This is a genomic window from Gemmobacter caeni, from assembly GCF_003054195.1.
Classification (GTDB): domain Bacteria; phylum Pseudomonadota; class Alphaproteobacteria; order Rhodobacterales; family Rhodobacteraceae; genus Gemmobacter; species Gemmobacter caeni.
In genome coordinates this window covers 447,325-469,381 of the sequence record NZ_QBKP01000001.1, presented here as the reverse complement: position 1 = coordinate 469,381, position 22,057 = coordinate 447,325, and the positions used below count along the sequence as shown (strand labels likewise).

Genomic DNA, 22,057 nt, shown 5'->3' with positions numbered 1-22,057 from the left:
CTTACGGGCTTTTTACGATGTTTCATGGCTCGGGTAATTCCCGAAACGCTTTAGCGCCGAAAAACCATCATGGCAAGCGCGCGAGGGGGGTTGCATTCCCCCGCGCAGGGGGCTACATCGCCCGCAAGTGCCGACTTAGCTCAGTTGGTTAGAGCACCAGATTGTGGATCTGGGGGTCCCCCGTTCGAGCCGGGGAGTCGGTACCATCAGCACTTGCATCGCCCGCCGGATCGAGCCGGCCTTGTCGCCGAAACATAGGGCGCGAGGATGCTGTGATTGGCGTCTGCACCCAGATATCACCCTTCTCGTCCAGGTTCGTTCGGATCGCTGGAGAACAGGGCAATCTTGTTGCCCTGAGGGTCGCGCAGATACGCCACATAGAAATGCGGCCCGTAGGCGGCGCGGAAACCCGGCTGGCCCTCGTCCGATCCGCCTGCGATCAGTGCTGCGGCGTGAAGGTCGCGCACCTGCTTCTGGCTGCGGACCATGAAAGCCACCATGGTGCCATTGCCAGCCGAGGCAGGGCGCCCGTCGAAAGTGGGTTTGACGTAGAAATCGGGCGCGGGGCCGGATGCCCCCGGCGCGGCGGGAAGCGTGTAGCTCAGCCCCTCCGGTCCCTCCTCCAGAGCGTAACCCAGGGCGGGCAGGAGGGCTGAATAGAATCGTTTTGCGCGCGCGATATCGTCCGCGCCGACCGTGACATAAGCGATCATGGTTGAGGGGTCCTTTCCGTCGCTACGCTATCCGGGCAAGGATAGCGTATTGCTCGCGGAAAGCATGACCGCCTGCACAGGGTGACGGGCCTTTGCCTCAGGGTCAGCGGCGGTTATTCCGCCGCCTTGGCCAGTGCCGGGCGAATGACCCGCTCAAGCTCCTGCGCCGTGATCGGACCGGCGTAACGAAGCACCACCTTGCCCGCGCCGTCGATCACAAAGGTTTCCGGCACGCCATAAACCCCCCATTCCAGCGCCATGCGGCCGCTGTCGGTGCCGATGGCGGTATAGGGATTGCCCAGCTCGGCCAGAAATGCCTCGGCCTGATCGGACTTGTCCTTGTAGTTCACGCCAAGGATGGTGACGCCTTCGGCCTGCAACTGTTTCAGCATCGGATGTTCGGCCCGGCAGGGCGCGCACCAGCTGGCCCAGAAGTTCAGGAGCTTCACCCCCGGCGCGGTCAGCGCCTCGTGCAGCAGCGCGGGATGACTGCCCAGCGTGCCCACCTGCACGACAGGCGCCGCCCGCCCGACGAGCGTCGAGGGCAGGGCGTCAGGGTCCTCGCGCTGCATCCCCAGCCAGAACATCGCTGCCAGTGCCGCGAAAACCAGCGGCGGCAGGATCATCAGGATACGCGACATGTCATTTCCTCCCGGCGCGCGCCTCGACAGCATCAAGCGCGCGTTTCATCCGCCGCGACCGCCAGATGGACAGCGCGACAATGGCGGCGATCAGACCAATCGCCACCGCATAAGAGCCAAGAACCGGCACCGCATATTTGCCAAGATCGGGCATCATGCCAGCCTCTCCCGCGCTGTCAGCACCGCCAGACGGCGGGCGCGGATTTCGGTGACGGTGCGCAGCAGCACCAGTGCAACGAAGGTCAGGATGAAGCCCGCGATGCAGACGATCAGCGGCCAGTAATAGGCCGGGTCCAGCGGGTCTTTCTCGCCCACCTTCATGATGGTCGAATCCTGATGCAGCCCCTGATTCCAGAATTTCACCGCATAACGGCTGAGTGCGGCGAAGACCGACCCCACGATGCACAGCACGCTGGTCAGGTCGGCGGCGGTATCGGGGTTTTCCACCGCCTGCCACAGCGCAACATAGCCAAGGTAGAACAGGAACAGGATGAGGAATGAGGTCAGGCGCGGGTCCCATTCCCACCACGTCCCCCACATCGGTTGCCCCCACAGCGCGCCGGTCACCAGCGCTATCAGGGTGAAGGTCATGCCCAGCGGTGCTGCGGCACGGGCGGCCAATGCGCTGACATGGTGGCGCCGCACGATCCAGACCAGCGAGGTGACCAGCATCATGCCCCAGACATTGATCGCCATCATGGCGGCGGGAACATGGATGAAGATGATCTTCACCGTTGCACCCTGCTTGTAATCATCGGGCGTGAAGAAGAACCCCCAGACCAGCCCCCCGACCATGCAGATCGCGGCCAGCACGCTGACCACGGGCAGCACCCGTGTGGCGGTCTGCATGAACTTCTTCGGATTGGCATATTCCCAGAGCGACATGGGGCCTCGCTAAATCCAGTTTCGTTGTGCGACAAGCGGCATCGGGCAGGATCACCGCAGATTGATGCGCAGGGCAAGCGCCGAGGCAAAGGGCAGCACGGCCGCCGCGCCCAGTGTAATGCCCGCCAGCAGCAGAAGTGGCACTTCCACCGCCATCCCTGCCGCGCCGCGCTTGACCACTTCGGCGCCGAAGATCAGCGTCGGTACATAAAGCGGCAGGACCAGCAGGCTCAGCAGCAGGCCGCCGCGTTTCAGCCCCACGGTCAGCGCCGCGCCGAAGGTGCCGATGACCGACAGGGCAGGGGTTCCGAGTGCCAATGAGGCGACGAGCCAGAAATATCCCTCGCCGGGCAGATGCAGCAGCACCCCCAGCACCGGCGCGGCCAGCGTCAGCGGCAGCCCGGTCACCAGCCAGTGCGCGGCGGATTTCATCGCCACCGCGCCTTCCAGCGGGATCGGTGCGGTGGCCAGCAGATCGAGCGAGCCATCCTCGAAATCCAGCGCGAAGATGCGGTCGAGGCTCAGCAGGCAGGCCAGCAGCGCGCCGACCCACAGGATGCCCGGCGCGATCTTGGCCAGCGTCCCGCCTTCCGGGCCGACGCCCAGCGGCACCAGAACCGCGACCAGCAGGAAGAAGGCAAGGCCAAGTCCAAAGCCGCCCCCGGCGCGCACCGCCAGCCTCAGATCCCGCAGCAGAAGGGCGATCATGCGAAAGCCTCGTCAAAGTCGGAGGCGGTGCCCGCCGCCTGCCCGCGCGCCTTGAAGGGGGTCAGGTCCAGCACCCCGGCCTCGGTCAGGCCAAGGTCGATATGTGTCGCCATCAGCGCGGCACCGCCTTCGGCCAGATGGCCGCGCACCACATCGGCGAACAGCGCGACCGAGGCGGCGTCCAGGCTGACGGTTGGTTCATCGAGCATCCAGACCGGACGACCCGAGACCAGCAGCCGCGCCAGCCCCAGCCGCCGCTTCTGCCCGGCGGAAAGGCTGGCCGCGCTGCGGTCGCGCAGTTCGCGCAGGTTCATGCGGTCCAGCGCGGTTTCAACCCGGTCGGTGCCGTAGATCGCGGCCCAGAAGGCAAGGTTTTCGGCCACGCTCAGCGTCGCTTTCAACCCGTCGGCATGGGCGGCATAGGCGATGGCCTCGGGCGGCAGGCCGATGTCGCCCGCAACGGGCGGCTGCAAACCGGCCAGCGTGCGCAACAGGGTGGTCTTGCCCACGCCATTCGGCCCGCGCAGCACCAGCGCATGCCCCGGGCGCAGGGTGAAGCCCACGCCCTCCAGCACCACCAGCCCGCCGCGCGCCACGGCAAGGTCAGATACCCGATAGTCTTTCGCCGTCATGCGCCTTTCCCGGTTTCCTGCCCTGCCTAGCCGATTGCGCCGCCCGCGCAAAGCGAAAGCGGCGGCATGCGACAAAGGTGCCTCAGCCCTCGTTCCGGGCAACCAGAAGCACGGCGATCAGCCCGACCCCCATCACCAGCAGTGCTGCGGGTGCGGCCTCGCCCAGCCGTTCGAGGCTGGCCAGTTCAAACACCCGCGTCGCTAGGGTGTTATAGTTGAAGGGGCGCAGCAGCAGCGTGGCGGGCAGTTCCTTCACGCAATCGACAAAGACCACCAGCAATGCGGTGGCAACCGAACTGCGCATCAGCGGCAGATAAACGTCGCGCAGCACCCGCGCAGGGCTGCGCCCCAGCGCCCGTGCCGCCAGCGGTAGATTGGGCGAGACGCGGCCAAAGGCGGCATCCACTGCCCCCTGCGCGATGCCGAAGAAGCGCAGCGCATAGGCCAGCACCAGCGCGGCGGCAGTGCCGGTCAGCAGCAGGCCCGGATCCCAGCCTGTGGTCGCGGCGAGGGTATCGGCCATCCAGTGATCAAGGGCGGCCAGCGGGATCAGCAGACCCAGCGCCAGTACCGCACCGGGCGCGGCATATCCCAGCGCCGTGATCGGCAAAATCCAGCGTGGCAATCCGCGCCCGCGCAACCGCAAACCATAGACCATGATCAACGCCGCACCGACGGTCAGCAGGGCGGCCAGCCCGCCGGTGATCAGTGTATTGACCAGCGCGCGGCCCAGACCGGGCGAGACCCAGGCTTCGGGCTTGCGGATGGCGTGGCCGGTCATCACTGCCACCGGCAGCACAAAGCCCATGGCGAAGGGCAGCGCACAGGCCACCGTCGCCAGCCAGCGTTGCGGGCCCCGGATCGGCTGTGGCTCTACCGGGCGGGCCTGCCGGGCCGAGCCATGGAAGCGGGCGTTGCGGCGGCTCCAGCGTTCCAGCCCCAGCAGGAGCACGATCACCGTCAGCGAGACGCCCGCGATCTGGGCCGCGCCCCCCGCATTGCCGGTGGTCAGCCAGGTGGAGAACAGCCCTGTCGTGAGGGTCTGAACCCCGAAATGCGTCGCCGTTCCGTAATCGGCCACCGTCTCCATCAGCGCGAGTGCCACGCCTGCGGCAATGGCGGGCCGGGCCAGCGGCAGGCCCACGCGGAAAAACACGCTCCAGGGGCCCGACCCCAGCGCGCGCGCCACCTCGTAACAGCCGCCCGATTGTTCGCGGAAGGCCGCGCGCGCCAGCAGGAAGACATAAGGATAAAGCGCCGCTGACAGCACGACGATGGCCGCACCTTCCGACCGCACTGTCGGGAACCAGTAGTCCCGCGCACTGTGCCAGCCCATCAGCGACCGCAGGCCGACCTGAAACGCACCGGAATAATCGAAGAAATCGACCAGCGCATAGGCGCCGACATAGGCCGGAATCGCCAGCGGCAGCAGCAGCGCCCTGTCGAAGAACCTTGCGCCCGGAAAGCGGTACATCGTCACCAGCCATGCAGCGCCGGTACCAACGGCGGCCGTCAGCAGCCCGACCCCCAGCATCATGCGACCCGTCGTCGCCAGATAGCGCGGCATCACGGTCGCCATCAGATGCGGCCAGATGTTTTCCGTCGGGTGGAAGGCAATCCAGACCACGGACAGGACGGGCGCCAGCACCACAACCCCGATCACCACGGCGGCCAGCGTCCAGACATCGGGCAGGCGCGGCAGGCTGAAAGGCTGTGACTGAGTCTTTTGCTCGGGCATCATCAGGCCCGATTACAGGAAAGCGGTTTATCTGTCCAGAAAACCCCGTATATTCAGCATCAACGAGCAGCAACTGCCAGAACAGAGCCAAATGCGTATTGCCTATCACCTCGGGGTGCATTGCACCGATGATGACCGTCTGGTGCGGACCCTGCACCGCAACGCCGGGCAGCTGGCTGCGGTCGGCATCGAAGTGCCGGAACCGGGGCGCTATCGCAACCTGATCCGCGACGCGGCGATCCAGTTGAAAGGGCAGCCCGCCAGTATGGAAATGCAGGCCAATCTGCTGGATCAGATCATGGATGCCGATGCGGCCGACCGGCTTGTCCTGTCATGGGAGAACTTTCTGTCCTTCCCCGCCTGGGCGGTGAAGGGGCGGTTCTATCATACCGGCGGCGACCGGATGCGCACGATCTGCCAGATCTTCCCCGAGATCGGGGCAGAGTTCCATCTGGGCCTGCGCAACCCCGCCACCTATCTGCCGGAACTGCACCGTCGTCAGCGGGGCCGCGATTATGCCGAGTTCATCGAGGGCACCGACCCGCTGAGCCTGCGCTGGTCCGACCTGATCCTGCAACTGATTGACCGCAATCCCGGCGTTCCGATCACCGTCTGGGCGGACGAGGATACGCCGCTGATCTGGCCCGAGGTGCTGCAGGCGGTGTCGGGCCATCCCTCCGGCATGTATCTGGAGGGCGCGGATGATCTGCTGGGCACGGTGATGACCGTGGACGGCATGAGCCGGATGGCCGCCTATATGGAAAAGCACCCGCCGCAGGGCGTGGCGCAACGGCGTCGGGTGGTTTCGGCATTCCTCGACAAATTCGCGCGGCCCGATGTGGTCGAAATGTCCTTTGCCCTGCCGGACTGGACCGATGACATGGTCGCGGTGATGACCGAAACCTATGACCGCGACATGGCCTATATCGCAAGCCTGCCCGGCGTGACCATGATCACGCCCTGAGCCGGGTATGGCTGGCGATCCCCGGACCCGGCTGTTCTACGAAACACAGGCTGCGCGCTATGCGGCCGAAGGCAGCGCCCGCCCGCATCCCGCCCTTGCCGGATTTCTGGCCAGGCTGGCGCCCGGTGCGCATATTCTGGAACTGGGCTGCGGCGCGGGCACGGACGCGGCGGCCATACTTGCCGCAGGGTTCGGGCTGGACCCGACCGATGGCAGCGCCGCCTTGGTGCGGATCGCCTCTGAACGGCTGGGGCGCCCCGCGCGGCTTTTGCAGTTCGACGCGCTGGAGGCAAATGCGGCTTATGATGCTGTCTGGGCCAATGCGAGCCTTCTGCATGTGCCGCGCCCGGAATTGCCCGACATTCTTGCCCGTATCCGTCGCGCCTTGCGGCCCGGTGGCCTGATGTTTGCCAGCTTCAAGACCGGCGACGCGGAAGGGGCGGATGCGCTGGGGCGATACTTCAACCAGCCCGATCCGGCCTGGCTGCTGGCCGCCTGCGGGCCGGGCTGGGAACTGGTGGCCCTGACCTTGCGCCGTGGCGGCGGTTTCGGCGGCGTGCCAACGCAATGGCTTGCGTTGACGCTGCGGCGCCGCCAGCCGGTTACTGGCCCTCGGCCAGAACGGCGGTAAGCGGCGCCAGAGCCACCGATCCTGCACGGCCCTCGACCGACCATTCCAGCAGCGCCGCGATCGTGTCGGGCGCGACGGTGCCATAAACGACCACCTTGCCGTCCTGCGCTGCCTTGAAGGCCGCGCGATCCAGATAGCGGCGCATGACCGGCACGCTTTCGCCCTCGCCGTCGATCTGGCGGAACATCACCGCCGCAGGCACCGACTCGCGCCGGGCGACCTGATCGGCGGCATTCAGCCCCCGGTCGAAGGTGACCAGGCCACGCCCCTGATCCTTGATCACCGGCACCACGTCGCTCGCCAGCTTGCGGTCGTTCTGGAACCCGCCCTGCGGCAGATCCACCACGGCCACCGCCTGCGGCAGCGTAGCGGCATTTGCGGCGAAAGTGACCTGCACATCGGCGGCGGTGGCCCCTTTCGGCAGGCCGGTCGCCAGCATGGCCACTTCCTTCCCGGCGGTGCGATAGGCGCCTGCAATCTCTTCGGCATCCGGTGCGGCCGGGTCCAGCGCGATGGTCACCGGCAGCGGCAGCGCGGCAATTGCGGCACGGTCGACGCCCGGCAGGCCGTTATCAGCCAGAACGATGGCGTAAAGCGGCTTGGCGGCGGGATTGTCGAAGGGCATCGCATAACGGATCAGCGGGCGCGGATCATCGGCCAGATCCGGCTCTGTCGCGGCGGGATCGGCCGGGGGGGCCACGTCAATCGCGGGCAGGCGGCCGGTGGTTACACCATCGACCGTGCCGGTCAGTCCGGGTTGCGGCCGGTCCAGCAGGGGTTCTGCCGGGGCCTCGGTCTCTGCCTCCGCAGGGGCTTCGGGGGCAAGCGGCGAATGGGCCGGAATCTCATCGGGCAGCGCGCCCCCGTCGACCGGGGCCAGCATCGCTTCTTCTTCGGGCGTCAGAGGCGGAACCGGCGGCGGCTCGGCGGCAGCGGGGGCCGCATCGCTGTCCGCCCCGGCTTCTGGCAAGGCGGGTTGCACCGGCGCGGCAGGCTCTGTGGCCGGGGCCAGTGCCAGATCCGGTGCGGCGGCGGGTTCCACCGGGCGCTGCGGCGCCTCCGGGGCTTCGGAGGCAGTCGGCGGCGGCGCTGCCTCTGCCATGTCCGGCTGTTCGGGGGCGGCAGGTTCTGCCGCGGGCACTGTGGCAGGGGCCGCCGCGGGGCTTTCGGCGGGTGCGGCCTCAGGCACCGTGACCGGCGGCGCATCCACATTGGCGACCTCGGCTGCCGGGGCCGGACGCCCGGCCGGGGGCGGCGCCAGTTGCGACAGGACACCAAGGCCCAGCACCCCCACGATCCCGCCTGAAATCACGCCTGACAGAAACCCACGCATATCTGCCTCCACCGCTCTGGCGGTTGTCCCGCCCATCCGCTATGCCCTGACGCAGCAGCTTGCCGCCGCGCACTTCGGTTCCTGTATAACGCGGCACTGCGCGGGGTTCACCCCCCCTTGCAGCACCTTTCTGCGCCCGCACGGTATCCACGCCGCCGGAAATGCGAAAGGCCCCGGATCGCTCCGGGGCCCTTGCTGTCCGTTCAGTGCCGATCAGGCCGAGGCGAGGTTGCGCAGCACATAGTGCAGCACGCCGCCATTTTCGACATATTCGATCTCGATGGCCGTATCGATGCGGCACTTGATCTGGATCGTCTTCTCGGTGCCATCCGCGTATTTGATGGTGCAGGGCACCAGGCTCAGCGGTTTCAGGTCACCGGCAAGACCATGGATCGCCACGACCTCATCGCCCTTCAGGCCCAGCGTCTTGCGGGTGTCGCCGCCGGTGAACTCGAACGGGATGACGCCCATCCCGACGAGGTTGGACCGGTGGATACGCTCGAACGATTCCGCGATCACGGCTTTCACGCCCAGCAGCGCGGTGCCTTTCGCAGCCCAGTCCCGCGACGAGCCTGCGCCGTATTCGACGCCACCAAAGATGACCAGCGGCGTGCCTTCGGCCTGATAGGCCATCGACGCGTCATAGATCGAGGTCTGCTGACCATCCGGCCCCTTGGTGTAGCCGCCTTCAACGCCATCCAGCATCTCGTTCTTGATGCGGATATTGGCGAAGGTGCCGCGCATCATCACCTCGTGGTTGCCGCGCCGGGCCCCGTAGGAGTTGAACTCGGATACCGGAACCTGACGCTCCGACAGATATTTGCCGGCCGGGGTGGTCGCCTTGAACGAACCGGCGGGCGAGATGTGGTCGGTGGTGATCATGTCACCCAGCAGCGCCAGAACGCGGGCACCCTCGATGTCGTTGATCACACCTTTCGACTTGCCCATGCCCTGGAAGTAGGGCGGGTTCTGGATATAGGTCGAGCTCGGCGGCCAGTCGTAGGTTTCGCTGTCGGTGATCTCCACCGCCTGCCACTTTTCGTCGCCCTTGAACACATCGGCGTATTTGGTCTGGAACGCCTCGCGGGTCACGGTCTTTTCCACCAGATCCGCCACTTCGCGGTTGGTCGGCCAGATGTCCTTCAGGAAAACATCCTTGCCGTCCTTGTCCTGGCCGATGGGATCGACTGTCAGGTCGATGTTCAGCGACCCGGCGATGGCATAGGCCACGACCAGCGGCGGCGAGGCCAGATAGTTGGCGCGCACGTCGGGCGAAATCCGGCCCTCGAAGTTGCGGTTGCCCGACAGCACGGCGGTTGCCACCAGATCGTTTTCCTGGATAGCCTTGGAAATCGCCGGATCGCCCAGCGGACCCGAGTTGCCGATGCAGGTGGTGCAGCCGAAACCGGCGAGGTTGAAGCCCACGGCGTCCAGATCTTCCTGAAGCCCGGCAGCGTTCAGATATTCCGCCACGACCTGCGATCCCGGCGCCAGCGAGGTTTTCACCCAGGGCTTGCGGTTCAGACCCAGCGCACGGGCCTTGCGCGCGACCAGACCTGCCCCGATCATCACATAGGGGTTCGAGGTATTGGTGCAGGAGGTGATGGCGGCGATCACCACATCGCCGTCGGTCAGGGTGAAATCCTTGCCCTCGACCTTGACGGTCTTGCGCGGATCGGTGGCCGGGGCGGTTGCCACGGCGCCTTCACCGGCCATTTCGTCGGCGGCTTTCGACAGATCGACGCCACGGTAATCCGACACGACCTTGTAGAAGCCCTGCGAGGCAAGGTTCAGCGGAACGTAGTCCTGCGGACGCTTCGGACCCGAGATGGCGGGCACGATTTCCGACATGTCGAGATGCAGGGTCGAGGTGTAGACCGGGTCATAATCCGGGCCGCGCCACATGCCGTTTTCCTTGGCATAGGCTTCGACCAGCGCGATCCGCGATTCCTCGCGGCCGGTGTTGCGCAGGTAGCGCAGGGTTTCGTTATCGATCGGGAAGAAGCCGCAGGTGGCGCCGTATTCCGGGGCCATGTTGGCGATGGTTGCGCGGTCGGCCAGCGGCAGGTGATCCAGACCTTCGCCGTAGAATTCGACGAACTTGTTCACCACACCATGCTTGCGCAGCATCTGCACGACCTTCAGCACGAGGTCGGTGGCGGTGGTGCCTTCCATCATCTGCCCGGTCAGCTTGAAGCCCACGACCTCGGGGATCAGCATGGAAACCGGCTGGCCCAGCATCGCCGCTTCGGCCTCGATGCCGCCCACGCCCCAGCCCAGCACGGCCAGACCGTTCACCATCGTGGTGTGGCTGTCGGTGCCGACCAGCGTGTCGGGATAGGCAACCAGTTCACCATTCTGGTCGGTATCGGTCCAGACGGTCTGCGAGAGGTATTCCAGGTTCACCTGATGGCAGATGCCGGTGCCGGGCGGCACCACGCGGAAGTTGTTGAACGCCTTCTGACCCCATTTCAGGAAGACGTAACGCTCCATGTTCCGCTCGTATTCGCGGTCCACGTTCATCTGGAAGGCGCGGGGATGGCCGTATTCGTCGATCATCACCGAGTGGTCGATCACGAGGTCAACGGGGTTCAGCGGGTTGATCTTCTGTGCATCGCCGCCAAGGCCGATGATGCCGTCACGCATCGCGGCAAGGTCCACCACGGCCGGAACGCCGGTGAAATCCTGCATCAGCACGCGGGCGGGGCGGTAGGCGATCTCGCGCGGGTTTTTGCCGCCCATCTTGCCCCAGTCCGAAAAGGCACGGATGTCATCGACCGAAACGGTCTTGCCATCCTCGAAGCGCAGCATGTTTTCCAGCACGACCTTCAGCGCGGCCGGGAGTTTGGCGAACTCGCCCAGACCGGCGGCTTCGGCGGCGGGGATCGAGTAATAGGCAACCGACTGGCCGCCTGCGGTCAGGGTCTTTCTCGTTTTGCTGCTGTCGTGTCCGACGGTGACGGTCATGGTCGCCTCCTGGCTGTGGCTCGGAAATTCGGGCTCGGGTACGTGGTATTCCCTCCGGTCATGCCGCAATGCGGCGCATCACGCAAGGGAATCTGCGGGCTTTGTATGCAATTGTATGCCGAAAATCCAGCGCTTTCTGATCCGCTCGGCACGGTTTTGCCGGGCACCGCCCGCAGGTCGCCCGGCGTCAGGATACGCTGCCTCGCGGGCTCTCGCAAAACCTTGATTGGCAAGCGGGGGGCTTGTTGGCTAGAACCGATACATCACGAGGGGATCGGGAAGACCATGATGCGCGATGCACTCAAAGCCGCATGCGGCCTCTGGCTTGCTTTTGCCGTGGCCGGGCAGGCGCAGACGGCAGCCGACCGGCCGGTGGTGGTGGAGCTTTATACCTCGCAGGGCTGTTCGTCCTGTCCGCCCGCCGATGACCTGCTGGCGACGCTGGCCGCCGATCCCGCCGTTATCCCGCTGGCCCTGCATGTCGATTACTGGGATTACATCGGCTGGGAGGACCATCTGGCCCAGCCCGGCTTTACCGCCCGCCAGAAAGCCTATGCCCGCGCCGTGCGCAGCCGCACGATCTATACCCCGCAGATGATCGTGAATGGCGGCACGCGGGTGGAAGGCAATGACCCCGAAGCCGTGCTGGAGGCCATTCGCAGCGCGCGGGGGGCCGGGTCGCCGGTGACACTGGAGGTGCAGCACGAGGGCGGGCAGATCCGCGTCCGCGCGCAATCGGCCGAGGGGCCGGGCCTGCCGATGAAAATTCAGCTTGTCCGGTATCGCCCCGAGGAAACCGTGAATATTGAACGCGGCGAGAATGCGGGCCGTACTGTGACCTACCGCAACATCGTCACCGACTGGCAGCCGGTGGCCGAATGGCCGGGCCAGCCGCCGCTTGATCTCACGCTGCCGCTGGCGGGGGATGAGCCCGCGGTGGTTCTGATCCAGCGCGCCGGTCCGGCAGAGATTCTGGCCGCGCAACGCGTGAACTAAACCTTCCAGCGTTTGTGTATCCAGAACCACTGATCCAGATGGTCGCGCACATGCGCCTCCAGATGGTCGTTTAATGCCTGGGTCATCTGTTCTGCTGTCGTATGAGGGATCGGCGCGTCGACCAGAATGTCGAAATCCAGCCCGTTTTCCTGCCGGATTGCATAGGTCGGCACCACCAGCGCGTGATATTTCAGGGCCAGTTCAGCCGCCGACAGCGCTGTCATCGCGTCATGGCCGAAAAATTTCAGCTTCACGCCCAGGTTCATGTGCTGGTCCTGCACAATGCCCAGAATCCCGCCTTCGCGCAGGAAGCGGATCATCCCGGCCATGCCCTGCCGCCCGCGCGCGAACAGCGGCGTGCCAATGCGCGATATGGCGGCGACGTAATGCGCGTTGAAATAGCGGTTGGTCATCGGGCGATAAAGGCCGCCAACGCGGAATCCCCGTGCGATCAGCGCGGCGCGGCTGGCATCGTAATTGCCGAAATGCCCGGTCACCAGCACCACGGGGCGGTTCGCCGCCCGCGCCTCTTCCAGCGCGGCAAGTCCGGGGCCGTGCATCGGCGCGGCCAGTGCCCGTTCGATGAAAGGGGCGCCCGAATACAGTTCGATCACCGTGCGCCCCACATTGTCAGGCACCGCGCGCAACATGCGGCGTACCTCGGGCTCGGGCATGTCGGGGAAGATCCGGGCCAGATTGTCACGGATGCGCCGGTCATAGCCTGCCAGCGGGGCGATGACCCGCGCGAAGATCCAGCCGCAAAGCGGCACCCGCCAGCGATAGGGCAGGGTCAGCAGCGTCCCGATCAGGCCACGCAGGACGAGGTTCTGAAGCCAGTGATCCACGCGGAATCGCGGCTTTTCCGATGGTTTCATTCCGGTCTCGGGTGGCGCGGGCGATCCCGCGTTTCGCGATGCCAGACATAGAGGCCCGCCCCCACGATCACAAGGGCGCCGACGACAGTCCAGAGATCGGGCCATTCGTCGAACAGCAGCACGCCCCAGCCTGTCGCGAAGATGATCCCGACATAGCCGAAAGGAGCGATGGCCGAGGCTTCCGCCACCGTGAAGGCGCGGATCAGAAAGAATTGCGCCACCGACCCCAGCGCGCCGATCAGCAGGAATTTCCAGAGGTCGGCACTGGCAATGGGTTGCCAGATGCCCGGCATCATAACGCTGGTGGCAAATGTGCCGAACAGCGCGGAGTACAGCAGTGCGGTCGATGACCCCTCGCTGCGGCCAACATACCGGGTCGCCAGCGCGAAGGCGGCATAGCAGCAGGCGCAGGCCAGCGGCAGCAGGGCGGCGGGCTGGAATACGCCCAGACCGGGGCGAATGATGATCATCGCCCCCACGAGCGACAGGCCAATCCCGACCAGCCGGCGCGGGCCCAGCTTCTCGCCCAGGAACAATGCCGCGCCCAGTGTGATCAGAACCGGGTTCAGATCGGTGATCGCGGTCGCCTCCGCGAGGCCAATATGCCCGAGGCTGAGGAAGAAAAAGGCCGTTGCGCCGAACTGGAACAGCGAGCGCAGCGCCTGAAGGCCCGGATGCCGCGTGCGCAACAGCTGGTGCAGACGCGGCAGGAAGACCAGCGTCACGATAACGGTCTGCCCGGTATAGCGTGCCCAGACCACCTGAAGTGCCGGGTAATCGGCCACCATGGTCTTGGCCAGCGCATCCATGCTGGTGAAGGTCGCAATGGCGATCAGCATCAGCAGGATGCCACGGGTGGTTTCGGTCTGGTGCATCTGCCTTCGCCTGTCTGGGTCCGGCAGACCCTAGGGGCGGGGCGCGGGAAGGGCAAGACGCGGTGGGCAGGGTCATTCCTCCTCTTCCTCACTGCGGACAAGCGTCAGTTCGCCCTCACGTTCCATGCCGCGAACCGCCTCGATCACGCTGGTCATGGCGGCTTCGGCGTCACGGTCCCGCACCTTGCCGCGTTCGGCGATTTCCTCACGCAGGGTTTGCGCCATACGTTGCGAGAGGTTCGAGAGGATAAATTCTGCCGCCGCCTGCTGATCGGGGCTGCGGGCGCCTGCCAGTGCGGTGACCAGCGTCGGCTGGTCCACCGCGCGGGTCAGGCGCGGCACATCGCGCGGGGCCACACGTTGCGGCAGGTGCACGAAGGTGAAAATCGCCTTGCGCACCTGTTCGGCAAAGCCCTGATCGGTTTCGTCCAGCCCTTGCAAGACCTCCTCTCGCGTGACGGCGGGGGAGACATTGAGGATCGCCCCCACCCGTTCCACCGGCCCCGCATCAAAGGCCTTGGCGGGCTGGTTGTCGAGCTGGGTCAGCAGCGACATCCCGATCCGCCGCACCGTGCCCGGATCGACATTGGCGGTGCGTGACATGGCATAGGCGACGCGCCGCGCCTTGTCGCCGGGCAGCTTGCCCAGCAGCGCCGCCGCCTTCGTCACGGGCAGTTTTGACAGCATGATGGCAGCGATTTCGGTACTTTCAACCTCCAGCACCGGGCGCAGCAGATCGGGGGGAAGGGCGGTGATCCGGTCCCATGGGTCGGCATCGGGGCGCAGCCCCACCATCCGGCGCAGCCGCGCTGCCGCCGCGCCGGAAATATGCCCATCCATCAGGGACAATGCGCCCTCCAGACCGCCGGGGAAGCTGAGCCCGACCTGTTCCAGTTCCTCCAGAAACTCCGCCACCACCGCCTGCACCGTGCCGCGATCCACCAGCCGCATTTCGCCGATCTGCTGTGCGAGTTCGGTCTGCATCGCCTCGGGCAACGAGGACAGCGGCAGGGGTGAGCCTTCGGCCAGCATCAGCCGCACGATGATTGCCGCCTTCTGCCGCCGTGACAAATGCAGCGCCGTGCCCGGTGGCCGGGGCACGGCAATCTGGACAGGTTTGATCCGAGCAAGCGCCTGCGCCATGTCGCCTCCGGTGATTCTTCCGGGGTCAGGCTGACAGGCGCCGGTTAACGGGCGCTTAGCTGGAGATGGGTTCGCAGGATTTGGTGCCTGCGTTCCACTGCATCCCTTCGGCGCAGTTCATGGCGGTTTGCTGGTGGCAGCCTTCGGCCAGCACGGGGGCAGGCAGGGCGAGGCAGACAAGAACAGCAATTCTGAGGCGCATGGTTCCCTCCTTAATAGTTGGCGGTTTCTCCGGTCTCGATGGCATGGTTCAGGGCGCGCCAGGCCCAGCTTTCACGGTTGTCGATGGCGGCGAGCTGTTCACGGGCCATGCCGTATTCACCTTGCAGAACAAGAGCCTGCCCGTAATAGCTGCGGGCGAGGATATTGGCGGGATTGGCCGAAATCGCCTGTTCATAACGGGCCAGCCCGTCCTCGATCCGGCCGGAAATCCGCAGGGTGAAGGCGTCATAGGTCATCACGCGGTCGCTGTCGCCTTCGTGCATGGCTGCCAGCACCCGGCGCGCGTCGGCGGGGCGTCCGGCCCAGGCCAGTTCGCGTACGGCACGGAAGCGGGCGTCGTCGTCCAGCCGCGATTCCTCGGGGTTCACGCAGGCCCTGATCTTGTCGTCCCAGACCTGACCGTTCTTGCAGGTCTGCGATGTTTCGGTGGGTTTCGGCGGCTCGGTGTCATCAGACCCGGCGGCGAAGGCGGCGAAGGGCGTGACGGCAAGCAGTAGTGCAGGGATCAGGCGCATGGCGGTTCTCCGGTTTGGGAAAGGATACCACGTTTCCGGCCTTTCAGGGTGTGGAACCTGCATGGGCCGGACCTTGGTCCGATACCCGCCGGATCTTTCAAGGGAAACGGGGCCTTTCGATGAAAAAAGGGGCAGGCCCAACGGCCCGCCCCACTGAAATGCCACCCTCCTGCGCCCGGCGCTGTTACGCGCGGAACACCCGGGCGAAGATCGTATCCACATGTTTGGTGTGATAGCCCAGATCGAATTTCTCCTCGATCTCGGCGGGCGACAGCGCGGCGGTCACTTCCGGGTCAGCCAGCAGTTCGGTCTTGAAATCGGCGCCTTTTTCCCAGACCTTCATCGCATTGCGCTGCACCAGACGGTAGGCATCCTCGCGGCTTACCCCTGCCTGAGTCAGCGCCAGAAGCACGCGCTGCGACATGACCAACCCTTTGAACTTGTTCATGTTCTTCAGCATGTTCTCGGGGTAGATCACCAGCTTCTCGATCACCCCCGCCAGACGGTTCAGCGCGAAGTCGAGCGTCACGGTCGTATCCGGGCCGATGGCGCGTTCGACGCTGGAATGGCTGATGTCGCGTTCATGCCAGAGCGCCACATTCTCCATCGCCGGCACCACCGACATGCGCACCAGCCGCGCGAGGCCGGTCAGGTTTTCGGTCAGCACCGGGTTGCGCTTGTGCGGCATGGCCGACGAACCCTTCTGGCCAGGGCTGAAGAATTCTTCCGCCTCCAGCACCTCGGTGCGCTGCATGTGGCGGATCTCGATGGCGATATTCTCGATCGACGAGGCGATGACGCCCAGCGTGGCGAAGAACATGGCGTGGCGGTCACGCGGGATGACCTGGGTCGAGACGGGCTCCGGCACCAGACCCAGCTTTTCGCAGACATATTCCTCCACGAAAGGGTCGATATTGGCGAAGGTGCCGACGGCGCCTGAAATCGCGCCGGTGCGGATTTCCTCGCGCGCGGCGACCAGACGGGCACGGCCGCGATCCATTTCAGCATAGAACCGCGCGAAGGTCAGGCCCATGGTGGTCGGTTCGGCATGGATGCCATGGCTGCGCCCGATGCGCACGGTATCCTTGTGCTCAAACGCGCGGGTCTTCAACGCGGCCAGAACCCGGTCCATATCGGCCAGCAGGATGTCGGCGGCGCGGACAAGCTGGATGTTCAGCGTGGTGTCCAGCACATCCGACGAGGTCATGCCCTGATGGACAAAACGCGCGTCTTCCGAGCCGATATGTTCGGCCAGGTGGGTCAGGAAGGCGATGACGTCATGCTTGGTCACCGCCTCGATTTCGTCGATGCGGGCCACGTCGAATTCCACATCCTTCGCGCGCCAGACGGCCTCGGCATTGGCCTTGGGGATCACGCCAAGCTGGGCCTGCGCGTCGCAGGCATGCGCCTCGATCTCATACCAGATGCGGAACTTGGTCTCGGGCGACCAGATGGCGACCATCTCGGGGCGGGAGTAGCGCGGGATCATCGGCGGGCCTTTCCTGACGGGGATGTGGGGTTGCGCCCCCTTAATCCGCAAGGGCCGGGCTGGCAAGGTGGCGGCGGTGCATTATCCGAAAGCGGCGCGCCATTCCTGCGGCACAGTGTAATCATGAATCAGGCCCGCCATCAGCAGAACAAGGCCGATCCCCAGCGCCAGCCCGGCGGCGGTCAGCAGGGGGAAGGCCCAGTGCTGCCCGGTGCGGCGCCTTAGCGCGATGCCGGTATGCAGGCCAAGCGCGGTCACGGCGGCGGTGTAATAGGGCGCGAAGAACAGCGCCCAGAGGCCGGATTGCATCCCGGCGGCGGCGAAATGCAGGTTGGTGTCGGTGCCCGTGACGCGGGCGGCCTGCACCGCGCCGACATGGATACACAGGAACCCCGCGAGGGTGACGCCGGACAGTGCCTGCCAGCGGCGCAGGCCGCGCCAGCGCCAGGCCCTTCCACGCCACAACAGGCGCAGGCCAGTGGTGATCTGCACCGCGAAGGCGGTCAGCAGCAAGACCTCGACAATCGGCTGCCGCCAGAAGGCGCGGAAGGGGGCCGAGAGCGCCAGATGCAGCGCCGGTCCGGCGATCAGCCCCGCCAGGTGATGCGCTAGGTGGCTGATCAGGAAGGCGGCCAGTGCCAGGGCCGTGAGGCGATGCAGGGACATGGCCAGCTCCATACGGTTGCGTATGGTTTGTGGCATGGCTGCTTGCCCCGAGTCCATACGCTATCGTATGGTTCGCGCATGACCATACCTGCCTTGCAGACAGACCGCACCCGCCTGACCCCTCGCGACTGGATTGCGGCGGGATTCAGGGCGCTGGTGAACGGCGGCGCCCCCGCGCTGCGGGTGGAGCCGCTGGCGCGTGGTCTTGGAACCAGCAAGGGTTCGTTCTACTGGCATTTCGCTGATCTGGCGGCACTGAAGGTGCAGATGGTCGCACTGTGGCAGCGGCTGGCGGAAGAAGAGATCACCACCACAGTGCTGGCCAGCGGGGCCGAGGGGCGGGCGGCGCTACAGGCGCTGATCGGGCGGATTTCCGTTGCACCGCCCGCCGCTTACGGTGGCGCCGGTGTCGAGCCCGCGCTGCGTGGCTGGGCGCGGACCGAACCAAAGGTCGCGCAGGCGGTGGCGGCGATGGATACGCGGCGGCTGGCGGTGCTGGAAAGCTTTTTCACGCAAGCCCGTCACGATGATCCGGCACATGCGGCGCGGCTGTTCTATGCCGCGACGCTGGGGCTGATGGAGCTGCGCCTGACCACAGGCGCCGATATGCGTGCGGGGCTGGAGGTGCAACTGGATGCGCTGCTGCCCTGACGGGTCAGAGCGCGTTCTTGCCGCGATAAAGCTGCCACTCCTCGACCACGGTGCCGTCGGGCATATGGCAATAGCCCGCCTCGCCCGCCTGTTCCTGCCGCATCTCCAGTCGCCCGCCCAGTTCTGCGCAATATTGCGAGGCGGGGTTCGACATGCTGGCCCAGCGGCTGTTCGACGGTTCGGCCGCCTGCCGGCCACCCCCGCCACCGCATCCCGCGCAAAGGGCCAGAGCGGCAAAGGCAAGGGCGGGGCGGAAGGGCATTGGCGGGCTCCGTCGGTCAGGCTTCGCCCGTCAGGCGCGGGTCGAAGGGATAGCGGGTCAGGTTCTCGCAGCCATTCTCCGTAATCAGCACCTGATCTTCAAGCTTGATCGAGAAGTCTCCGCCCTCCGGGCTGATCAGCGCCTCGGTGCAAAGCACCATGCCCGGTTCCAGTGCGACCTCGAAAGCGCCATCCATCCAGCCATCGGGGTAGGGCACGAAGGGCCATTCGTCGCACAGCCCGACCCCGTGCATCTTGCAGGAGTATTTCTGCTTCCAATAGCGATCCTCCAGCTGATGACCGCCGAAGGTCAGTTCGCGGATGGTGACACCGGGTTTCAGCCGGGCCTGATGGTCGCGGATATGGTCAAGCCCATGGTTCATCGCGGAAATCATCGCATTCGAGGGCCGTGCGTCGCCGATCCACCAGCTGCGGCTGATGTCGATACAGATGCCGTAGCTGCCGATCAGATCGGTGTCGAAGGCGACGATTTCATTGTTCTGAACGATTCGCGGCCCGCATTCCTGAAACCATGGGTTCGTGCGGGGGCCGGAGGCGAGAAGCCGCGTCTCGATCCATTCGCCGCCCCGGCGGATGTTGCCCTTGTGCAGTTCGGCCCAGATGTCATCCTCGGACACGCCGCCCTTCGGCACGTTTTCCCGTGTGAACGCTTCCATCCCGGCAATGGCGGATTCGCAGGCGTGGTGAGCGCAGCGCATGGCCAGAATCTCGTCCGGGCCCTTGATGGCGCGGGTGCGTTCCGTGATGATTTCGCCCTCCAGCACCTCGAACCCCGCTGCTTCCAGCGCGCGCAAGCCGTGGACCATGATCTTGTCCACCGCCAGCCGCCGGTTTGCTCCGGCATGGGCGCGCATCACTTCGTCCACCTGTGCGGCGAATGAACCGGCGTCCTGCGCGGTTCGGTCGCCGCAGACGTTGTAGAAGAAGCTCGCGCCCGAGCGCAGTTCCTTCACCAGCGGGTTGAAGGTCACGAGGAAGGGCGAGTTCTTGTATTCCCAGACCACCATATGCCCGTCAGCGCAGATCAGGCAGGCACGGAACGGGTTGTGGCTGTTCCAGAGCTGCATGTTGGTGGTGTCGGTGGCATAGCGGATGTTCAGCGGGTCGAACATCAGAAGGCCGCCCACATCGCGCGCCACCAGCGCCCTGACCAGCCGGTCCCAGCGGTAATGGCGCATGCGGTCGAGGTCCGGCAATTCCAGCCCCGCCGCCGCCCATTCGGCAAAGGCAAGCTGGGTCGGCCCGATCTCTACGCGGTCATTGTCGTTGGGGGTGCCATCGCCCAGCCGGTCACCCCGGCTCGGGTCGATCTTGCGGCGGGTATCGGCATAGCTTTGCATGGCGGCCTCCGTGTCCGGGTTCAGACTGGGCCGCAGCATGGGAAAGGCGCGCGCCGGGATGCGACGCGCGCCTGTCGTTCTTGACCTCAGCCTCAGTTGCGGCAGTCGGCGGTCAGGTCCAGCGCCGGGTCACGCGCCTCGGTCTGGATGTCCAGCATCCCCAGCACCGTCGCAAACATGTTGTCATGTGACAGGGTATCTGCCTTGCGGGCATCCAGACAGGCTTTCGTCAGGCCCAGCCGGCTTTCGGCCTCGGGCGAGACCCAGGTGACCATCGGCACATGGGTCTGTTCCGTCGGCGCCATGAACCAGGGCGCCGCATGGAGGTAGAGGCCGTTCTCACCCAGACTCTCGCCATGATCCGAGACGTAATACATCACCGGCACCACATTCGGCGCCCCCGCGAGCATGTCGACCGTTTCCGCCAGAATGCGGTCGGTGAAAGCGATGGTATTGTCATAGGTGTTCACGATCTGCTCGCTGCTGCACTTGCCCAGCTCGCCGGTCTGGCAGGTGGGGGCAAAGGGCGCCGTCGCCGGATCGTAGCGCAGGTAATAGGACGGGCCGTGGCTGCCCACCGTATGCAGGATGATCGCGGTATTCTTCGTGATCTTCGGCAGTTCGGCGGCAAGCTGTTTCAGCAGGATACGGTCATCGCATTCCCCCAGCGCGCAGGCCACCGGATCTTTCTCCTTGTCATATTCCTGCTCGCCGATGCGCTTGGCGACATGCTGCGAGCCGGTGTTGTTGTCCCACCATTTCACATCGAACCCGGCGCGGACCAGCACATCGACCAGATTTTCCTGCGACAGCCCCTTGGTGTAGGTGTAATCCTCGCGCGGAAGGGCCGAGAACATGCAGGGCACCGAAACCGCGGTGGAGGTGCCGCAGGAGGTCACATCGGTGAAATAGGTGATGTCGCGTTTCGCCAGTTCAGGGTTGGTGTCGCGGCTGTAGCCGTTCAGTGACCAGTTGGCAGCGCGGCCGGTCTCGCCCACCACGATCACCGCCAGCACCGGCTTGCCGGGTTGCGACAGGTAGGGGCCCGCCTTCGCATCAGTGCCAAGGGGGGCCACGACGATGTTCTGGCTGCGCATGATCAGCTTGGCATAGCGGATGGTCCCGGTGATCGGCGCGCCGGGGTTCCAGGTCGCCATAAGTTCCTTCTGTTCGCGGAAGATCGCGGCGAAGCGGCTGTAGTCAGTCAGCAGCAGGCCGAGGCACAGCGCGAAGCTGACCACGGCGATGACCGCCGTGCGCAGCAGCTTCGGCAGGAAGCGCTCATCCTTCAGCGGCACCCAGAGCACGACAGCCGAAGGCAGGACACCGAAGATCAGCATATCACGGATGAAGCCGAATGTGATCAGATGTCCGGCTTCGGTCGTGGTGGTGTTCATGACGTTCTGGATCATCTCGCGGTCGATGATCGTGCCGTAGGTTTCCAGAAAATGCGAGGCCGAGGCCGAGACGAGCAGCAGGAACACCAGAACGGGCTTCACGATCCAGCGCTGGCTGAACGGCAGGATCAGCGCGTAGAACAGGAAGAACAGCGCCGCCTCCAGCGTCACGAAGGCCAGGGGGGCGCCTTCGAAGATGCGGGCGCCGTTGCGGAAATGCGTGGCATTGGCCGTGGCCATGATGAACAGGCAGGTCAGCGCGACGAGCATCGCGGCGCTGAGCGGTTTGGGGCGGGGAAGGGTCATTCGCGGGTCCGTGGCTAAGCGGCCTGAAGGCTCGCAGGGCTGGGTCGGCATCTGGGCTGACGGGGACGGGCGGTCAATCGTACCCGAC

At 65.6% G+C, this 22,057-nt stretch carries 23 protein-coding genes and 1 tRNA gene; 5 read left to right on the top strand and 19 right to left on the bottom strand.

Features of this window, described 5'->3' with window-relative positions:
- The first annotated feature begins 129 nt into the window (after positions 1-129).
- Positions 130-206 (top strand) — tRNA-His (locus C8N34_RS02205).
- A 90-nt stretch (positions 207-296) separates the two neighbouring features.
- Here C8N34_RS02205 and C8N34_RS02200 read toward each other — a convergent pair.
- The 7 genes from C8N34_RS02200 to C8N34_RS02170 all read right to left on the bottom strand — a co-directional run bounded on the left by C8N34_RS02200 (position 297) and on the right by C8N34_RS02170 (position 5,317).
- On the bottom strand, positions 297-713 hold the full coding sequence (locus C8N34_RS02200; protein WP_108127252.1) for a VOC family protein: 417 nt from the start codon (positions 711-713) through the stop codon (positions 297-299).
- Positions 714-826: 113 nt separating this feature from the next.
- Entirely contained in the window at positions 827-1,354 is a 528-nt protein-coding gene (locus tag C8N34_RS02195; RefSeq protein WP_108127250.1) for a DsbE family thiol:disulfide interchange protein, read from the bottom strand.
- 1 nt (position 1,355) lies between these two features.
- Positions 1,356-1,511 carry a heme exporter protein CcmD gene (ccmD, locus tag C8N34_RS02190; RefSeq protein ID WP_108127248.1) on the bottom strand — a complete coding sequence of 52 codons (156 nt, stop codon included), beginning with the start codon at positions 1,509-1,511 and terminating at the stop codon, positions 1,356-1,358.
- The gene (locus C8N34_RS02185; RefSeq protein ID WP_054301098.1) at positions 1,508-2,239 is read right to left on the bottom strand and encodes a heme ABC transporter permease; all 732 of its coding nucleotides are present in this window, start codon (positions 2,237-2,239) and stop codon (positions 1,508-1,510) included. Before C8N34_RS02185 ends, ccmD begins: the two co-directional genes overlap by 4 nt.
- A gap of 51 nt (positions 2,240-2,290) precedes the next feature.
- Positions 2,291-2,947, bottom strand: coding sequence for a heme exporter protein CcmB (gene ccmB, locus C8N34_RS02180; RefSeq protein WP_054301099.1), 657 nt, complete (start codon positions 2,945-2,947; stop codon positions 2,291-2,293).
- Positions 2,944-3,579, bottom strand: coding sequence for a heme ABC exporter ATP-binding protein CcmA (gene ccmA, locus C8N34_RS02175; RefSeq protein WP_108127246.1), 636 nt, complete (start codon positions 3,577-3,579; stop codon positions 2,944-2,946). The genes ccmB and ccmA overlap by 4 nt, the downstream gene beginning before the upstream one ends.
- 82 nt (positions 3,580-3,661) lie before the next feature.
- Complete coding sequence (locus C8N34_RS02170) at positions 3,662-5,317, bottom strand: ABC transporter permease (RefSeq protein WP_108127460.1); 1,656 nt, start codon at positions 5,315-5,317, stop codon at positions 3,662-3,664.
- Between the two features lie 91 nt (positions 5,318-5,408).
- On the opposite strand from C8N34_RS02170, the gene C8N34_RS02165 reads away from it, so the two are divergent.
- Together C8N34_RS02165 and C8N34_RS02160 are read left to right on the top strand one after the other, a co-directional pair.
- Positions 5,409-6,281 carry a hypothetical protein gene (locus C8N34_RS02165; protein WP_054301101.1) on the top strand — a complete coding sequence of 291 codons (873 nt, stop codon included), beginning with the start codon at positions 5,409-5,411 and terminating at the stop codon, positions 6,279-6,281.
- A gap of 7 nt (positions 6,282-6,288) precedes the next feature.
- On the top strand, positions 6,289-6,912 hold the full coding sequence (locus C8N34_RS02160) for a class I SAM-dependent methyltransferase (RefSeq protein WP_108127244.1): 624 nt from the start codon (positions 6,289-6,291) through the stop codon (positions 6,910-6,912).
- On the opposite strand, the gene C8N34_RS02155 is transcribed toward C8N34_RS02160, so the two are convergent.
- Both C8N34_RS02155 and acnA read right to left on the bottom strand, forming a co-directional pair.
- Positions 6,884-8,245 (bottom strand): divergent polysaccharide deacetylase family protein, encoded by a 1,362-nt coding sequence (locus C8N34_RS02155; RefSeq protein WP_108127458.1) that lies wholly within the window; start codon positions 8,243-8,245, stop codon positions 6,884-6,886. The genes C8N34_RS02160 and C8N34_RS02155 overlap by 29 nt on opposite strands.
- 213 nt (positions 8,246-8,458) lie before the next feature.
- Positions 8,459-11,212, bottom strand: coding sequence for an aconitate hydratase AcnA (acnA, locus tag C8N34_RS02150; RefSeq protein WP_108127242.1), 2,754 nt, complete (start codon positions 11,210-11,212; stop codon positions 8,459-8,461).
- 288 nt (positions 11,213-11,500) lie between these two features.
- Here acnA and C8N34_RS02145 point away from each other — a divergent pair, with 288 nt between their 5' ends.
- Positions 11,501-12,208, top strand: a complete 708-nt coding sequence (locus C8N34_RS02145; RefSeq protein ID WP_054301228.1) for a DUF1223 domain-containing protein — start codon at positions 11,501-11,503, stop codon at positions 12,206-12,208.
- On the opposite strand, the gene C8N34_RS02140 is transcribed toward C8N34_RS02145, so the two are convergent.
- The 7 genes from C8N34_RS02140 to C8N34_RS02115 all read right to left on the bottom strand — a co-directional run bounded on the left by C8N34_RS02140 (position 12,205) and on the right by C8N34_RS02115 (position 17,993).
- Entirely contained in the window at positions 12,205-13,083 is an 879-nt protein-coding gene (locus C8N34_RS02140; RefSeq protein WP_108127240.1) for a lysophospholipid acyltransferase family protein, read from the bottom strand. The two genes, C8N34_RS02145 and C8N34_RS02140, sit on opposite strands and share 4 nt — an antisense overlap.
- Positions 13,080-13,958 carry a DMT family transporter gene (locus tag C8N34_RS02135; protein WP_108127238.1) on the bottom strand — a complete coding sequence of 293 codons (879 nt, stop codon included), beginning with the start codon at positions 13,956-13,958 and terminating at the stop codon, positions 13,080-13,082. Before C8N34_RS02135 ends, C8N34_RS02140 begins: the two co-directional genes overlap by 4 nt.
- A gap of 72 nt (positions 13,959-14,030) precedes the next feature.
- Positions 14,031-15,101 carry a flagellar motor switch protein FliG gene (locus C8N34_RS02130; protein ID WP_108127236.1) on the bottom strand — a complete coding sequence of 357 codons (1,071 nt, stop codon included), beginning with the start codon at positions 15,099-15,101 and terminating at the stop codon, positions 14,031-14,033.
- A 55-nt stretch (positions 15,102-15,156) separates the two neighbouring features.
- Positions 15,157-15,303, bottom strand: a complete 147-nt coding sequence (locus C8N34_RS26145; RefSeq protein WP_158640443.1) for a hypothetical protein — start codon at positions 15,301-15,303, stop codon at positions 15,157-15,159.
- A gap of 10 nt (positions 15,304-15,313) precedes the next feature.
- Positions 15,314-15,838: a tetratricopeptide repeat protein gene (locus tag C8N34_RS02125; protein ID WP_108127234.1), complete on the bottom strand. Its 525-nt coding sequence runs from the start codon at positions 15,836-15,838 to the stop codon at positions 15,314-15,316.
- Positions 15,839-16,022: 184 nt separating this feature from the next.
- Complete coding sequence (purB, locus tag C8N34_RS02120; RefSeq protein WP_054301220.1) at positions 16,023-17,327, bottom strand: adenylosuccinate lyase; 1,305 nt, start codon at positions 17,325-17,327, stop codon at positions 16,023-16,025.
- Between the two features lie 81 nt (positions 17,328-17,408).
- Positions 17,409-17,993 (bottom strand): hypothetical protein, encoded by a 585-nt coding sequence (locus tag C8N34_RS02115; protein WP_145693511.1) that lies wholly within the window; start codon positions 17,991-17,993, stop codon positions 17,409-17,411.
- A gap of 78 nt (positions 17,994-18,071) precedes the next feature.
- Here C8N34_RS02115 and C8N34_RS02110 point away from each other — a divergent pair, with 78 nt between their 5' ends.
- The gene (locus C8N34_RS02110; RefSeq protein WP_158640442.1) at positions 18,072-18,644 is read left to right on the top strand and encodes a TetR/AcrR family transcriptional regulator; all 573 of its coding nucleotides are present in this window, start codon (positions 18,072-18,074) and stop codon (positions 18,642-18,644) included.
- A 4-nt stretch (positions 18,645-18,648) separates the two neighbouring features.
- On the opposite strand, the gene C8N34_RS02105 is transcribed toward C8N34_RS02110, so the two are convergent.
- The 3 genes from C8N34_RS02105 to C8N34_RS02095 form a co-directional block, all read right to left on the bottom strand.
- Positions 18,649-18,906, bottom strand: coding sequence for a putative hemolysin (locus tag C8N34_RS02105; RefSeq protein WP_108127228.1), 258 nt, complete (start codon positions 18,904-18,906; stop codon positions 18,649-18,651).
- Positions 18,907-18,922: 16 nt separating this feature from the next.
- Positions 18,923-20,266, bottom strand: a complete 1,344-nt coding sequence (gene dddP / locus C8N34_RS02100; RefSeq protein ID WP_108127456.1) for a dimethylsulfonioproprionate lyase DddP — start codon at positions 20,264-20,266, stop codon at positions 18,923-18,925.
- 92 nt (positions 20,267-20,358) lie between these two features.
- A complete protein-coding gene (locus tag C8N34_RS02095; RefSeq protein WP_158640441.1) occupies positions 20,359-21,969 on the bottom strand; it encodes a phosphoethanolamine transferase in 1,611 nt (536 codons plus the stop codon).
- Positions 21,970-22,057 lie beyond the last annotated feature (88 nt).